At 46.7% G+C, this 15680-nt stretch carries 16 protein-coding genes; 12 read left to right on the top strand and 4 right to left on the bottom strand.

Annotation, left to right across the window (positions count from 1 at the left end; translation table 11 throughout):
* Nucleotides 1-264: 264 nt before the first annotated feature.
* A complete protein-coding gene (locus QUA25_RS17545; RefSeq protein ID WP_333039986.1) occupies nucleotides 265-1383 on the bottom strand; it encodes a formylglycine-generating enzyme family protein in 1119 nt (372 codons plus the stop codon).
* A 488-nt stretch (nucleotides 1384-1871) separates the two neighbouring features.
* On the opposite strand from QUA25_RS17545, the gene QUA25_RS17550 reads away from it, so the two are divergent.
* The 6 genes from QUA25_RS17550 (at nucleotide 1872) to QUA25_RS17575 (ending at nucleotide 7643) form a co-directional block, all read left to right on the top strand.
* Complete coding sequence (locus tag QUA25_RS17550) at nucleotides 1872-2237, top strand: hypothetical protein (RefSeq protein WP_333039987.1); 366 nt, start codon at nucleotides 1872-1874, stop codon at nucleotides 2235-2237.
* Between the two features lie 106 nt (nucleotides 2238-2343).
* The gene (locus QUA25_RS17555) at nucleotides 2344-3249 is read left to right on the top strand and encodes a D-hexose-6-phosphate mutarotase (protein ID WP_333039988.1); all 906 of its coding nucleotides are present in this window, start codon (nucleotides 2344-2346) and stop codon (nucleotides 3247-3249) included.
* A gap of 408 nt (nucleotides 3250-3657) precedes the next feature.
* Nucleotides 3658-5184: a phosphomannomutase/phosphoglucomutase gene (locus tag QUA25_RS17560; protein WP_333039989.1), complete on the top strand. Its 1527-nt coding sequence runs from the start codon at nucleotides 3658-3660 to the stop codon at nucleotides 5182-5184.
* Between the two features lie 52 nt (nucleotides 5185-5236).
* A complete protein-coding gene (locus tag QUA25_RS17565; protein WP_333039991.1) occupies nucleotides 5237-5464 on the top strand; it encodes a hypothetical protein in 228 nt (75 codons plus the stop codon).
* A 492-nt stretch (nucleotides 5465-5956) separates the two neighbouring features.
* Entirely contained in the window at nucleotides 5957-6898 is a 942-nt protein-coding gene (locus QUA25_RS17570) for a M23 family metallopeptidase (RefSeq protein ID WP_333039992.1), read from the top strand.
* Between the two features lie 208 nt (nucleotides 6899-7106).
* Nucleotides 7107-7643 carry a late competence development ComFB family protein gene (locus tag QUA25_RS17575; RefSeq protein WP_006631395.1) on the top strand — a complete coding sequence of 179 codons (537 nt, stop codon included), beginning with the start codon at nucleotides 7107-7109 and terminating at the stop codon, nucleotides 7641-7643.
* Nucleotides 7644-7886: 243 nt separating this feature from the next.
* Here QUA25_RS17575 and psb29 read toward each other — a convergent pair whose 3' ends face one another.
* On the bottom strand, nucleotides 7887-8600 hold the full coding sequence (gene psb29 / locus QUA25_RS17580; protein ID WP_333040005.1) for a photosystem II biogenesis protein Psp29: 714 nt from the start codon (nucleotides 8598-8600) through the stop codon (nucleotides 7887-7889).
* A 344-nt stretch (nucleotides 8601-8944) separates the two neighbouring features.
* Between psb29 and QUA25_RS17585 the strand changes: the two genes are divergently transcribed.
* Nucleotides 8945-10117 carry an RNA-guided endonuclease TnpB family protein gene (locus tag QUA25_RS17585; RefSeq protein WP_333039993.1) on the top strand — a complete coding sequence of 391 codons (1173 nt, stop codon included), beginning with the start codon at nucleotides 8945-8947 and terminating at the stop codon, nucleotides 10115-10117.
* 134 nt (nucleotides 10118-10251) lie between these two features.
* Nucleotides 10252-10872: a chromophore lyase CpcT/CpeT gene (locus QUA25_RS17590; protein WP_333039995.1), complete on the top strand. Its 621-nt coding sequence runs from the start codon at nucleotides 10252-10254 to the stop codon at nucleotides 10870-10872.
* 245 nt (nucleotides 10873-11117) lie between these two features.
* Here the strand turns inward: QUA25_RS17590 and QUA25_RS17595 are convergent, their stop codons facing one another.
* Together QUA25_RS17595 and hemF are read right to left on the bottom strand one after the other, a co-directional pair.
* A complete protein-coding gene (locus tag QUA25_RS17595) occupies nucleotides 11118-11480 on the bottom strand; it encodes an STAS domain-containing protein (protein WP_006631392.1) in 363 nt (120 codons plus the stop codon).
* A 57-nt stretch (nucleotides 11481-11537) separates the two neighbouring features.
* A complete protein-coding gene (hemF, locus tag QUA25_RS17600; protein WP_333039996.1) occupies nucleotides 11538-12581 on the bottom strand; it encodes an oxygen-dependent coproporphyrinogen oxidase in 1044 nt (347 codons plus the stop codon).
* A 190-nt stretch (nucleotides 12582-12771) separates the two neighbouring features.
* On the opposite strand from hemF, the gene QUA25_RS17605 reads away from it, so the two are divergent.
* The 4 genes from QUA25_RS17605 (at nucleotide 12772) to QUA25_RS17620 (ending at nucleotide 15425) form a co-directional block, all read left to right on the top strand.
* Nucleotides 12772-13842, top strand: coding sequence for an Mrp/NBP35 family ATP-binding protein (locus tag QUA25_RS17605; protein WP_333039998.1), 1071 nt, complete (start codon nucleotides 12772-12774; stop codon nucleotides 13840-13842).
* Nucleotides 13843-13973: 131 nt separating this feature from the next.
* Nucleotides 13974-14165, top strand: a complete 192-nt coding sequence (locus QUA25_RS17610) for an NAD(P)H dehydrogenase subunit NdhS (RefSeq protein ID WP_015175937.1) — start codon at nucleotides 13974-13976, stop codon at nucleotides 14163-14165.
* Nucleotides 14166-14311: 146 nt separating this feature from the next.
* On the top strand, nucleotides 14312-14980 hold the full coding sequence (locus QUA25_RS17615) for an HAS-barrel domain-containing protein (protein WP_333040001.1): 669 nt from the start codon (nucleotides 14312-14314) through the stop codon (nucleotides 14978-14980).
* 142 nt (nucleotides 14981-15122) lie between these two features.
* Nucleotides 15123-15425, top strand: a complete 303-nt coding sequence (locus tag QUA25_RS17620; RefSeq protein ID WP_333040003.1) for a Rieske (2Fe-2S) protein — start codon at nucleotides 15123-15125, stop codon at nucleotides 15423-15425.
* The last annotated feature ends 255 nt before the right edge of the window (nucleotides 15426-15680 follow it).

Genomic DNA, 15680 nt, shown 5'->3' on the forward strand with positions numbered 1-15680 from the left:
CGTTGCGATCCGCAGATTCGGTAAAAAACCCGGTTTCTTTGGTCGAGTGCGTAATTCCTGTATCTTTAATCTCCGTAAAAAATCGAGAAATTTTTCAGCGACGCACCGCAGATCCGAATCAGTTCGATCGCAACATATTTTCGATGGTGCGTCGCTGTGAGATGTCGATCGCATTTGCAGATTGTAGAAAGCCACGCACCCTACAAATAATGGAGAAAAGAACAAAAAGGGCTAAAGAGAAAAGAAGAACCCTTGCTGGACAAACTAGGAGGGGGAAGAATACGACGACATTGCTACGCGAACACCCTCTATCAAAGAAGAGCCGATGCCTTCTTGATACGGGCTGTGACACAGGTGCATCATGCGGTACCACTGGGGTGTATGACTGATAGACTCAAGCAACATCCTTGTTGAGAGTGAGATAATACCGCCTGTCGATTCGGGGCCTTCATCGGTATTATCCAAGCCACTATTGCCACACCATTCCGCAACCTTGCCGTGCATATCGTAAAGTCCAAAAGCATTGGGCCCAAAACTCCCCACATTTTTTACTTGGCGATGAAAACCCTGCGGTGCATCAAAGTCGAGATGATTGCCCTCACGGTTAACTTGTTGGATAATTGACAAATAATCACTCTCAAATGGGGCTGCTGTTGCATCGGCACGACAAGCATATTCCCATTCTGCTTTACTCAGAAGACGATATTTTTTACTGGTTTTTTGCGATAGTTTTTTACAGAATCTAAATGCCTCCCGCCACGATACATTTTCAACAGGACGTTTTTCGCCTGTGAAACTCGATTGGTTGGTTTCATTTCCCATAACTGCTTCCCACTCTGCTTGGGTGATGGGGTATTTGCTTGCATAAAAAGCGGGTATTGTGACTTGAGGCTTCTCACCTTCCCCATAATCTCTATATCTATCAACTTCTGTTACTGGCGACTCTACCATCAATGTGCCACCGGGAATGTAAACCATTTCCAACACAATTCCATTTCCTAGGTCTTCGGGGAAGTAGAAAGCAAACGACTTGGTGCGGCTGCTTTCTCGTCCATTAGAATTAACAGTGATGACATCAAAATCAAAAAAATAGTTTTGTAAATGTTGTTTTATCTTCTCCTCATTTCTATCTTTCAGTAGTGAATAGACAGCTAATTTAACCTGTACTGACTCATCCTGCAATGCTCCCAGTATCAAATCTAATCCTGCATCTCCATAATTCAGCGCTTCGGAGAGTGCGGCGATTCTAGCTTCGACAGAGGGCAAGGCCAATCGGCTTTTAACGCCGGCAATTCCTCCCTGTACCGCCGCACCTACAGGAATTGAATTTTGCCCCCCCTTGACTGCATCGTATTCTCTGGGTCTATCGCGATCGCTTGGCATGGCATTTTAACCTCTGTAATATCTACAACAGTGGCATTTAAATAATAATTATGTCAAATATTGAAAATTTATAATATATTTGACATAAGTGTTTCTGTGTCCTGTTAAATGCAGCGCACGGAAGTGAAACATCTCAGTATTTTCCCACAATCCCAGATGATTCGCTGCGATCGCCCTCCACTCACAATAACAAAATTATACCGCGCTCGAAACCGTGAAACATCCTGTGATAGAGCTTTGCTACAAAGTCGGCAAATAGCGCCTTGCGCTCCGCTAAATCCCGATACATTTGCTGACTGGGCGCAAGTCGTAATAGTGCGTTATCCTTTGCGGTGAGAGGGTACTAAAATTAGAATTTTTGGGTAACATTAGCCAGACAAAGATTAAGGATATCCGTCATCACTGCGACTGCGAATCGAGCCAACTGCGGACAAAGTGGGAAAATAGTTGCGGGCGCTATTTTTGGATGCAGGCTATTGAAAGCAAACATGAAGAAGGCGATTTTGAGCGGGGGAACGATCGCGAGCATTCTCAGTTTGGTATCCCCGGTACAAGCTTTGCAGGTGAAGGTGACGCCGGCAAACCCCGAACTAGGAGATACGCTGTCAGTAATGATTCAGGTAAACAGCAGCAGCGGATCTCCAACGGTTTCCGTACAGCAAAAAAACTACCCAGCTTTTCCTATGGGCACCAATCGCTTTCGGGCCCTGCTGCCGACGACGCCACTCAATCGCCCCGGTACCCGCCAAATCCAAGTGGCGGGAGACGGAAAGGTGCAACATTTGAGCGTGCAAGTGCGCGTTCAATCGCACATCCCGTCGCGATGTGTTGGGACTCGCCATCCGTTTCTCTGACTGCATCCTTGTGTCGATCGCACCCTCGCAGGTCAAACTCAACAATCTAATCAATCTAGCAACCATAATATCGGATAATTGTAAAGCAATTCACCAAGCCAAAAGCATGAGTATTGACCAATTAAACACAGACTACGGCATTGCCGGGAACCTCACCTTCGCCACCGGAAACGGTGGTTTCCCGATGATTCACATCGACAACGGTCAAGCCAAAGCCTTAATTTCTGTGTATTCCGGTCAAGTTCTCTCCTTTCAACCAGCCACCGAAGCCACAGACTTGATGTTCGTCAGCGAAAAAGCCTACTATGCCGAAGGGAAAGCCATCAAAGGCGGTATACCCATCTGTTGGCCATGGTTTGGCCCAGATCCCGAAGCCTTGGGGCGTCCGAGTCATGGGTTTGTGCGGAATCGCCTCTGGAATGTGCTAGAAACCGCCACAACCCCAGACGGCGCAACCAAAGTCACTCTAGGACTCAAGGATACCGATGAAACTAGAGCAATTTGGCCCCAAGCCTTTGAACTGGCGATCGTGATTACGATCGGCACCAGCCTCACTGTAGAATTAATCACCCGCAATTTAGGCGCCAAAGCATTTCCCCTCACCCAAGCTTTCCACACCTATTTCCAAGTCGGGGATATCAACCGTGTGCAGGTTTTAGGTTTAGAAAATAGCCAGTATCTTGATAAAGCGGATGGTGGTGTCGAAAAAACTCAAGTGGGTGCAGTGGTAGTAACAGGTGAAGTCGATCGCATTTATCTCGATGTCACCAATGAATTAGTCATTGACGATAGGGCCCTCAATCGTCGGATTCGCATTAAATCCTCTGGTAGTAAATCCGTCGTAGTGTGGAATCCCTGGGTGACAATTTCTGCAAACATGGCCGACCTTGATGATGGAGATTATCAGCGTTTACTCTGCGTAGAAACGACCAATGCAGCTACAGATATTGTGGAAGTTCCCGCTCATGGTGAGTTCCGCTTGCAGGCAATTTACAGCGTTGAACGCGACTAAGGAATTAGAGCTTAATCTTAGCGGTGATGGGGCTAAAATTCCCAGTAAGCGGTTCAACATTTCAATTGGATATTTTGGGGGTTGCTCAAATCCCACCCACAAGACTGGGATTGTTTCTTTAAATACAACTTAAATGCCGATTAGCTGATTGAATTGAAAAACTCTGTCACCCTAATGACTAATAATACCAAATCCAAAATTTCTCCCCTGTTTACAGGGGTTATCAAAAAAGTGAGGTATGCCCTATGCCCTATGCCCTATAGTACCTCATATTTCTGAGACAGGCTATATTTATTAGTCCGCGAAAGACGTGCGGCGAAGCTGACTCGAATCGTCTAGCCACAGACAAAACTTTGTATGATCGGTTTCAACCGCCGACTCCGATATTTTTACTTACCATCAATTATTATGCAAATCTTCAACTGGACAAAACTTCAAAATGGATCAGACATTCGCGGTATCGCCCTCGAAGGCGTTCCCAATGAAAAAGTCAACCTAACGCCCGAAATTGCGACAATCTTAGGTAAATCATTTGTCAGTTGGCTGGTGCAAAAAGTCAATAAACCAGCGGCCGAATTAACGATCGCGATCGGGCGTGACAGTCGCCTATCAGGGCCAACCTTAATGCAAGCAGTGATCGAGGGAATCGCCTCAGTTGGTGCAACAGTGTACGACTTTGACATGGCCTCAACCCCCGCCATGTTTATGAGTACCATTACCCCTGGTTTTGATTGCGACGGCGCGATTATGCTCACTGCTAGCCATTTGCCATTTAATCGAAATGGTTTAAAGTTTTTCACTCCCAAAGGAGGGTTACAAAAGCAGGATATTACAGATATCTTAACACTAGCCCAAAGCAATTACTTTCAGCCAGCCTCATCGCCCGGTAAGATTACAAAGCATGATTTTATCTCAGTTTATGCTAATCAATTTGTCACCAAGATTAGGGAATCAGTCAATCATCCCGATAATTTTGAGGAACCACTAACAGGACTAAAAATTGTTGTGGATGCAGGCAACGGTGCTGGCGGTTTTTATGTTGATAAAGTCTTAAAACCTTTAGGTGCAGACACCACGGGCAGTCAGTTTTTAGAACCCGATGGTACTTTCCCCAATCATGTGCCAAATCCCGAAGATAAACAGGCAATGCAGTCAATTTGTCAAGCGGTAATTGAACACCAGGCTGATTTTGGGATTATTTTTGATACCGATGTCGATCGCAGTGCGGCCGTCGATCAAGTGGGCAAGGAACTCAATCGCAATCGCTTAATTGCCTTGATTTCTGCGATCGTATTACAAGAACACCCAGGCTCTACCATTGTTACTGATTCTATCACCTCCGATGGCTTGACACAATTCATCGAACAAGATTTAAAAGGGATTCACCATCGCTTTAAACGCGGCTACAAAAATGTGATTGACGAGTCGATTCGCCTCAATGAAGCCGGACAGGAATCATGGCTGGCGATTGAAACCTCTGGACATGGAGCTTTGAAAGAAAATTACTTTCTTGATGATGGCGCTTATTTGGTTAGCAAATTATTGATTGAATTGGCTAAATCCAAGCTAGCAAACCAATCTTTGCCAGATTTAATTGCGAATTTAAAAGAGCCAGAGGAAAGTGCAGAATTTCGGATTAAACTTGGTGTAGATGATTTCAAGACTCACGGCGAGCGCGTTATTGAACAACTGCAAGAATTTGTCTCAACGCAAGCAGACTGGAAAATAGTTCCCAATAACTACGAAGGTCTGCGAATTTCCTGCACGTCACCTAGCGAATCCGGCTGGTTTCTGTTACGCTTATCACTCCACGATCCGGTGATGCCTTTGAATGTTGAGTCTAATGTTAAGGGTGGTGTTGCTCACATAGTGGCTCGGCTTTTAGCTTTTTTCCAAACCACAGAATCCCTTGATTTTTCGGCATTATCGACCTAAGTGTTACTCGTGTCAGACTATTAATCAACCAAACACAAGAAGGAATTTAATCATGTGGCTTTTAATCATAAAATGTTCTGCTGCAAGCTGGGATACCCATTCCAAAGCTTTCAAAGCGATCGCTGCCAAATATCCTGCCACACCTCTTTCTTCCAAAAAGATGAAAGGCGATGCTCAACGCATCATGGAATATCAGCTTGAGGATGTCAATGATGTAGAGGAATTTATGGAAGAATGCTTAACCTTAAATGGTTTCACCGCTACCTTTGAATCCCTATAATTTAGGTGATTGATTATAGCCATTCTCAATTTTTATCTCATACCATTTTAGAGGGAAGATTTAAAAATAGGGAATCAATACTATATTGCCAAAAATAGGCTACAATAACTAGAGAATTTGAAGAAGGTTATCGGCAAATAAACTTATTGCCAAAAAAGAAGTGATTTAACAGTAGAGGAGTAAAAAATAATTATGTTGTAGCGCCGTGAACTATAACTAATAGCAATGGTTAAAAGTTATGCAATAGTAGCTAGGGTGGAAACGGTAGTGTGAGCGTCTGGCTCAATCGGGCTTTCCTCCCCGCACTACGGAAATTTTTATTATTCTTATCACCTCAAGTTAAGTATTTATTTATTTAAGTTAGTCTATCATCTCCAGATCTTTGACCAAGCTTTTTACCTACGGCTGTTTCTCTCGAATCATTGCGGATTGGTATAGTTAGTCTAGATATTAAAAATATATCAGCGAGACAAAGGTTAAGGACAGCTAGTGATGGTAATGACTGTGAATCGAGACAACTGTGGGCTAAGTACGGAAATAATTACAGGTCGGATTTTGCGGTGGGGGCAGTTGAAAGCAAACAAGCTAACCGCCAGTTCGATCGGGGGAATTGTTGCTGGCTTTCTGAGTTTTGCCCTGCCGGTGCAAGCTTTGCAGGTAGTTGTGACGCCGACAAATCCCCAACTGGGAGATACGCTGTCAGTAATCATTCAGGTTGACGGTAACGGCGGGGAAACTCCAACAGTTTCTCTACAGCAAAAAAACTACCCCGCGTTTTCGATCGGCAACGGTCGCTTTCGGGCCCTGCTGCCGACGACGCCGGTAGAGAAACCCGGTGCCCGCCTTCTTCAAGTCGCAGGTGATGGACAAGTGCAGAAGTTGAGCGTGCAAGTGCGCGGTCGAGATTTTCCCACCCAGTCCATCTGGCTTCCGCCTGGGAAAGACGAGGAAGGTACAGATGCCGAATTCGATCGCGTAGACGCATTTAAAGCACTGGTGACACCCGAAAAATTTTGGGACGGCAAATTGTTGCGCCCCAACTCCGGCGAAATTACCACTATTTACGGGGTGCGACGCTATTATAATGGGGTATTTGCTCAAGACTACTACCACCGCGGCGTGGATTACGCGGGTGCTTACGGTTCCCCTGTAGTCGCACCAGCAGCAGGTCGGGTGTCTCTAGTGGGACGCGAATCTCAAGGCTTCAAAATCCACGGGAATGTCGTTGGGCTCGACCACGGTCAGGGGGTAGCAAGTATTTTGATGCACCTCAGCCGGATTGATGTCAAGGAAGGCGATGTCGTGAAAGCCGGTCAAGTAATCGGTGCTCTGGGGTCAACGGGGGCTTCCACAGGCCCTCACTTGCACTGGGGACTTTACGTGCATGGGCAGTCCGTCGATCCTGTACCTTGGCGGCTTCAGGGAGTTGAGTAGGAGTTTTTACAGGTTTTGACGGATTTATCAGTCAATTATGGGGTAAGTTTGTGGCTAGGGTGTGCAGATAACTGTGATGGGTTATCAGTATTGAGTTAGGATTTGTATAAAATTTCTCAACTCAACTCTCAAAACTCGAATCTCAAGACGCTAACAATCGCGTCTTCACAAAACTTTATTGATGATGCCGTTGAGCGGGGACGCATATATGAGTATTGAAAAAATTGTTGAACAGGCTTTGCAGGATGGCTATTTAACGCCGTCAATGGAAGCTGAGGTGGGACGGATCTGCAATACGGCTTCGGAATTGTCGATCGAAGAGTACATGGCTCTCGATCGCCTGATGGGCTCTTTGTTGACTGGCGAAGTTGTAGTTCTGCCACGCAAACAGTTCATCAACGTGATGGAAGAGTTGGTACTCAGCGATGCGATCGCTAGGGTGGCCGAAATTGAAGCCACGAGCGACCTTAGTCTGGATGTGGGAGATATTGCAGCTTATGCTTTAAATAGGCTGCCACCTCTGTACGCTACGACGGAAGAGGGAGCTCACTTTCAAAGGGCTAGGGCTAAAGAGCAACTTCACGATTTGATTTCCAAAGAAGTCAACGCAGCGATCGCCCGCAACTTGGACAGGCCAGACACCCCAAACCCAACAGCTTTGGGCAAGTCTTCGGGAAACGAAGTTCTTTCACAGCTAAGCACTTGGCTGCAAGCTAACGCCACTAATTTTGAGCCACAGCCTTAGTACGACCCCAAAAGCTCTATTTATGGTTAAGTCGATCCCGCTCAATTTAGAAAGCGGGATTTTTAGTTTCCGCAGCCCCCAAGATTCATCTGAAGGCAGAAGCCAGAATTCAAGAACAAAAAATTAAAATTTAAGAGTTTTCTATTTTATGTAAAAAATAAAAAACTCCCTCTTCCTAGTTCCTGACATCGGTTACATCCGTCGAGCGAATCCGTTGCCGAACTTCCTTCTTCCTTCAAACGATTAATTGCTGCTGTCAGAAGACTCAGCCGAAGGACCGACGGTAACTTTTGTCTCTCGTTTTTCGCGTTTTTTCCGTTCCGCTTGGATGACATCTTGAAGCACTATTCGTGCTTGAGCCATTTTTTCCAAATTGCTGCGGTACAAATCTAAATCTTTGCTAACTTTGTCTTCTGGCAGGTGCAATGCCGCACTCACTTTGGCGATCGCGTCGTTTCGCGTTTCTTGGTCTTTTACTAAGTTAGGGTCAGCTTTTTCTAATAGTGAGAACAAACCGATCGCGAACAAGCGGCTGTACTTAAATTGAGGGTTGCTGGCGATCGCCCCTAAAGACGCTTGCAAATCCGCTGTATCTTCAAAGCTGGTCGAGCGATCGAGCCACGAGAGCAACTCTTGCCCGGAAAGTCTATCTGCCAAGCTTTCCAATCGCTGAGCGTCTTGTTTGTAGCGCTCTGGATCGTCTTCTAGGGACTTGCACAAAGCGTTAAAAATCGAAACTCTGTCGGCTTCTGGGGCGTACCCAAGCATGAACCTATCAAAAGCTGTCACTACACCCAAAGCATAAATCGGGTCGTATTGAAAATCGGCATTCGCTGAAAGCAAGTGCATTTCTACCATCAACTCTTCCACCACTCGACGGTAAATTGAGTTGATCGGTCGAGTGTGAATCGTATAGAAACTTCGCTTAGTATCTGAAACAGTACGGTTCTTGTTCACCTGAGTCTTATAGATAAATAATTTTGCCGTAGCGGGCGTGCCAGCGCGGCGTGAGTAAAGTCGGGGGAGTCTATCTGCGATCGGGCTGACAAAGATTGCCAGTTTTTTAAGCGTTGCCGCCTCCTTGCGAGACAAAATTTTATCAAAAAAATTTTACGCGCGATCGGCAGCAACCATTAATATGTCGCAAGAGGAGGGGCAAAACCCCAGTATCTTTACAATCATAGCTCTTCTGGGATCGCTCATCAGAAAAATGGGTAGAAACCCCGTCCTTATAGGACGGCTTCACAAAAAGACACAAAACCAAAACGACTAACTCACAAAAGACGTGCTAGAGCGTCAAGATGGAAAAAGCCTACCGCTACCGATTCTACCCGACCGTCGAGCAAGAAAATCTCTTGCGACGGACAATGGGTTGTACCCGGTTAGTGTATAACAAGGCTTTGGCGGCCCGCACGGAAGCTTGGTACGAGCGTCAAGAGAGGGTTGGCTACAGAGAAACTTCCTCGATGCTGACGAATTGGAAAAAAGAAGAGGAACTCGACTTCCTCAACGAAGTTAGTTGCGTACCTCTTCAACAGGGACTCAGACACCTTCAAACAGCTTTTACCAATTTCTTTCGGGGACGAGCCAAGTACCCTAATTTCAAAAAAAAACACAACGGTGGTAGCGCTGAGTTCACCAAGTCAGCTTTCCGTTGGAAAAACGGGCAAGTGTTTCTGGCAAAGTGCAATGACCCGCTACCTATTCGCTGGAGCAAACAAATTCCAGCAAGCTGTGTTCCTTCTACTATTACGGTAAAACTAACACCGACTGGACGCTGGTATGTCTCTATACTTGTAGACGACTACACGCTCAAACCACTTCCCAAAACAAATAAAACAATCGGCTTGGACGTGGGAATTAGTAGCCTGATTGCTACTAGCGACGGCAATAAGATTGCCAACCCCAAGCATTTCAAGCAGCTTCGTAAGAAGTTAAAAAGGAAGCAAAAAGCTCTAGCCAAAAAGCAAAAAGGAAGTCGTAACCGTGAAAAAGCGCGGGTGCAACTGGCTAGAGTCCACGCACAAATAGTGGATGTCCGCAAAGATTTCTTGCACAAGCTAACAACTCAAATCATTCGTGAAAATCAAACGATTGTCGTTGAGGACTTGGCTATCAAGAATATGGTGAAAAACCATAAATTAGCTCTTGCTATTAGTGACGCTAGTTGGGGCGAGTTAATTCGCCAGCTAAGTTACAAGTGCCAGTGGTATGGGCGAGAGTTTGTAAAAATAGACCGCTGGTTTCCCAGCTCTAAACGCTGTGGAAACTGCGGTCACATTGTTGAAAAATTGCCGTTGAATATTCGAGAATGGGAATGCCCTAAGTGTGGCGCAAACCACGATCGTGACATTAACGCAGCAAAAAACATTTTGGCGGCTGGGCTAGCCGTGTCAGTCTGTGGAGCGACCGTAAGACCCGAACAGAGCAAATCTGTTAGGGCGGGTGCTATGAAGCAGAAACCTAATCGGTGACGATTGGGAATCCCTGTACCTTTAGGTCAGGGTGGATGTCAAAAATCTAATCTTCTGACTTGCCCCGATCGGCTAGCTGTGTATCACAATTAAGTTTTTTTTGTCAAGTCCTAATCGTCAAAAATCAAACAAACATGACAATTTCTCCAGAATTAATAGCTTTAGCCCAGTACATGGCGGGCGAATTTGACAACCGAGAACAAGCGCTAGCAGAGCCGGCTTGGTACGTCCACCTTCGTTTGTGGCAAAGACCCCTGCCGGTTCCGTTATTTTCCGAACCCAGCATTGCGCTGTTTGCCGAACAAGCCAACATTCTGGAATTAGACAAGCCATACCGCCCCCGCATCGTGCAACTGAGGCACTCACAGATAGCGCCAGGACTGATTGAAGCTCAGTATTATATGTTCAACGACATTACAGCCGTCAAAGGAGCCGGTTGCAACCCCGACTTGCTTGGAAAGCTAACGAAGGAGCAAATCCAACTCCTCCCGGGCTGCACCCTGTCCGTTGCAGTGGAAAATTTAGCCTCAAACAGCTATCGCTTTCGGGCATCTTTGCCGGAGGGCACTCGCTGCGGCTTTGCCTACGGGGGGCAAAATTACCAAGTAGACTTGGGATTTGAAGCCGCAGGCGAGGAATTTCTCAGCTACGACAAAGGAATAAGCCCCACGACAGGCAAGGCTATCTGGGGAGCTTTAATGGGCCCTTTTAGATTTGTCAAGCGTCAGGATTTTGCTGCTGAGATATTGGTTTGAAGCAAGAAGTAACAAGAAACAAGGAAGAAAGATTTAGCTATCTAGGATAGAAGGCAAGACTTTACCTTGACCTATTCTTCTACTTTAGTGTTTTGGTGAACCTCTCAACCTCTCAAGAAAGGAAGAAAGCATAAGGAAGCTGGCAAGAATTTACCTGCTTCCTCTTCTTGTGAAGGGTTCCGGCGCTTTTTGTGAGCCTCAAGCTGAAATTGCGCTTACACCGAAAGCGATGCAAGCGGGAGTGGTCAACTTGCGCGCGGCACCCCCTCTAGAGCTTCTTCTTCCGTTTCAAAGATTTCAAACACAGAATCCATCATGGTGACTTCAAACACCAGTTTGGCTTCGGGATGAACATTGCAAATGCGGAAACTTCCCTTAACTTTATCCGCATCCCGCATACCTGCTACAAGTGAGGTCAGGCCAGAGCTATCGATAAAGTTAACCTGACCAAGATTCACTACAACATGGCGGCTAAGTTTGGAAATACACTCTTGCAACTTGAGGCGGAATTGCCAAGCTGTAGTGATGTCCAACCGTCCTGTCGGTGCTAAGACGATAACTGTTGTACCGTCTTGAAGCGTGTGGGTTTTTTGATCAATATGAATCACTGACCCTTCCCTCAAATTTATTATCTATCGCGGTGGTTACTGTCCCAGTAGTTTAACTCAGGTCGGTGACTGCTGAGGCATCCAATTCGCCCAATCTTGCGGTTTTAAGAACTTGGAGTAGAGTTCGGCTTCGGGAGAGTTGGGTTCTGGCTCGTAACAATATTCCCAGCGTACCAAAGGTGGCAGGGACATGAGAATCGATTCGGTGCGTCCGTTGGTCTGCAAGCCAAAGGTCGTGCCTCGATCGTACACCAAGTTAAATTCAACGTAACGGCCGCGGCGGTAAAGTTGGAAATTACGCTCGCGCTCGCCGTATTCTTTCGATCGGTGCTTTTCAATTATGGGGGTGTAAGCCGGCAAAAATGCCCGACTGCAGTCCTGTACAAAGGCGAAGAGCGACTCCCAAGTCCTAGGTTCCGGCACGCCGATGTTGTTGCTGCACTCAGCGGCCTTGCCTTTGACATGATGGTCGCGGTAAAGCGCGCCTTGAGCGCTTTGATAGTCAAAAAACAGACCGCCCACGCCCCGGGTTTCTTGGCGGTGAGGCAGGTAGAAATATTCGTCGCACCAGAGTTTAAATGTCGGATAATATCCGGGATGGTGGCGATCGCAAGCTGCTTTTAAAGTTTTGTGAAAATGAGCTGCATCCTCAGCCAACGGGTAATAAGGAGTCAAATCCACACCGCCCCCAAACCACCAAATCGGGCCGGCCTCAAAATAGCGGTAATTCAGGTGAACCGTAGGCAAGTAGGGATTGCGGGGGTGCAGCACCATAGAAGTCCCCGTTGCATAGAAATCGTGACCTGCAGCTTCTGGGTGCTTTGCCAGAATCAAAGCCGGCAAACTTTCGCCCCACACTTGGGAAAAATTGACTCCCCCTTGTTCAAACACATCGCCTTCGCGCATGACGCGAGAACGTCCGCCGCCGCCTTCGGAGCGTTCCCAAGAGTCCTCCTTAAATTTGCCCAGGCCATCGAGCTGTTCGAGGGATTGACAAATTTCGTCTTGTAGGCTTTTCATAAATTGGCTGACTCTAGCTCTAGAGTCAGCGGGTGGCAAAAACGGGGAAGTGGCGGTTTTAAGTGTTGTAGAAACTGTCATAAAATTTTCTGTTGTCAGATTTGAGTTTTAGATGGGCGATGAATCCCAAATCCAGTCGTCATGTAATTATGCCACCGCAGGTCTGCAAATGATCGCTATGAAGTTACATTAAAAAATAGCAATAAAAATATACTTAAACCTGCGATCGAAAATTCGCAAACCCAATTGCAGAGCTATGGTGGAGAATACAATGCCCAAGACACTCGATGTTAGTTCAGTCTTAGAAATCCTGCGACCCGTGCAAGACCCCGAACTGCAAAAGAGTTTGGTGGAATTGAACATGATTCGTAACATAAAAATTGACGGCGGTGTCGTCAGTTTTACTTTAGTGCTGACAACGCCTGCTTGCCCGCTGCGAGAATTTATTGTCGAAGATTGCCAAAAAGCGGTCAAACAGTTGCCAGGAGTCGAAAAAGTGGCGGTGGAGGTGACAGCCGAGACGCCCCAGCAAAAGGGAGTGGTTGATCGCCAAGGCATTGAAGGCGTTAAAAATATTATCGCAATTTCCAGCGGTAAAGGTGGAGTCGGCAAAAGCACGGTGGCGGTAAATGTGGCAGTAGCGCTGGCGCAAACCGGCGCTAAGGTGGGTTTGCTGGATGCCGATATCTATGGGCCCAATGACCCGACAATGTTGGGTTTGGGGGACGCGAAAGTGATGGTTAGGGACGGGAAAAGCGGGGAAAGCCTCGAACCCGCCTTCAACTACGGCGTCAAATTAGTGTCGATGGCGTTTTTAATTGACAAAGACCAGCCCGTGATTTGGCGCGGCCCGATGTTGAACGGGATCATTCGGCAGTTCCTCTATCAGGTGAATTGGGGCGATTTAGACTATTTGATTGTCGATATGCCTCCGGGTACTGGAGACGCGCAGTTGACAATGGCGCAAGCGGTGCCGATGGCTGGTGTTGTGATCGTGACAACACCGCAGACTGTGGCATTGTTGGACTCCCGCAAGGGTTTAAAAATGTTCCAGCAGTTGGGAGTGTCGGTGTTGGGAATTGTGGAAAACATGAGCTATTTTGTGCCGCCCGATATGCCTGACAAGCAATACGATATTTTCGGTTCTGGTGGCGGGGAAAAGACTGCTGCTGAGTTGGGAGTGGCGCTGTTAGGCCGCATTCCGCTGGAAATTCCGTTGCGGGAAGGTGGCGATTCGGGGGTGCCGATCGTGGTGGGGCAACCGGGTTCTGCTTCAGCTAGGGAGTTGCGGGCGATCGCGGGCCGCATTGCGGGTAAAGTTTCCGTAGCAGCCTTAGCCTAACAAACTCTCGTTCCGAGGCTTTGCCTCGCGTCTTCCGGTTGACGAAGATTTGCCTAGTTCTCAGGCTCTGCTTGGGAACTAGAAACGATAAACGGTAAGCTATAAAGAGCAAACTTAACATTCAAACAATTATGATTTTTCCAGGTTCGGCAGTTCGAGTTAAAGATAAGGGTGAGATTTACTACGCCTTTCAAGGACAAGTCCAGCGAGTTAGCGACGGAAAGGTCGCGGTACTGTTTGAAGGCGGGAATTGGGACAAGCTGATTACGTTCCGCCTGTCGCAGTTGGAACTTGTCGATGCTACGGCTGGCCGCGCGAAATAGTCAGCGGTCATTAGTCATTGGTAATGGGTAATCTGTAATTTGTAATTGGTAAAGTACCCAAGACCAGGCTACTAAATGAAAACCCTTGACTAATGACTAATGACTGATAACTGATGACTAATGACTAATGACTAATCACTAAAACTATGCGTTTACCTTTACCCCAATTTGCTATAAAAGAGCGCCATCCCGATCGCATTGCTGAGGTAATCGAGACGGCAACGTCGGAGTTTTTGGCTCAATGTTTGGAACCGGAAGACTTAAGTTTTCCCGTGATGCCGCCTTTTGGGAGTTGGGTGAAGGCCGAGGATGAAGAGTCAAAAAATCAAATTTACGGTGTGGTTTATTACGCTACGACTAGCCCGATCGACTCGGTGCACAGAGCTCGCGCTTTGGGTTTGTCGCTGGAAGAGTTGCGGGAAGAACAACCGCAGATTTTTGCTATGCTCAAAACCGAGTTTCGAGTGGCGATTGTTGGGTATGAGGCTGCGCCGGAAAGGTTGAACGGTCACGGCCCATCGAGGGGTAAAATTTATCAGTATTTGCCGCCGCGCCCGCCGCAAATTCACCAGGCGGTTTACCGCTGCGAACCGGATGAGGTGATTGATTTTACCGTGCAGTTGGATTTTTTGAGGACGCTGCTGGGGGTGGCTAATGCGCCGGTGGAGGCGCTGACGGCGGCGGCGATTCGGGAGATTTATCAGTTGCGGATGCGCGATCGATCTTGGTTGGTGGAAGCGGGGAGAAGTTTGAGTGTTTTGCTGAAGGATGATTACGACAGGTTGAGGGTGATTTTGAGTCAGATTCATCCGTAGGGAAAAGCTGGAATAAGATAATCTGGACTTACGCAAAAAGTGGTTTGACACGCTACGGATAGCAGTAAGGTGTGCAATGTGCACCCTAGATAATTAGGTTCTGCGTCAGTCCAGATCAGGTTTTTTGGAGGCAAAATATTTTATGTGGGTAGAGATAACAGGGCTAAATCAAGTTCCCGAATGTGGTGTCTTGAAGGTAAAAGTTGACGAAACTTCAGTGATTTTGAATCGTCAAGGCATGAATGTCACTTGTTACCGTAATGCTTGCACTCATTTAGAATATCCGATCGACATGGGTAAGGTAAGCAGCGGTATCATTACCTGTCCGTTTCATAAATATCAGTACCAATTAGATACGGGTAAGTGTTTGAATGCACCCAGCGATTCTCTGGAATCTTATCCGGTAAAGATTGAGGGCGATCGCGTTTTTGTAGAAATAGATTAGTTATTCGTTATTTATTAAGTCCGACAGGGGTTTAAACCCCTGTCTCATAGCTAAAGTCGTCTCAAGACGACTGTAGATTAATATGTGATATCAAGTCCGGCTTAAATACCCCCTCACTCTGTTAGTCTGCGGAGGCAGACTTTGTTTTTGTAGTAGCGGTTTCAACCGCCGAACCATTAGACATCTCCGAAAACAATCAAAGCCTCTGTATAGTTAAGTTATAGGACATAAATGTAATCATCGTAAATTAGCTAC

Source organism: Microcoleus sp. Pol17C6, assembly GCF_036701145.1.
In the GTDB taxonomy this organism is placed as follows: Bacteria; Cyanobacteriota; Cyanobacteriia; order Cyanobacteriales; family Microcoleaceae; genus Microcoleus.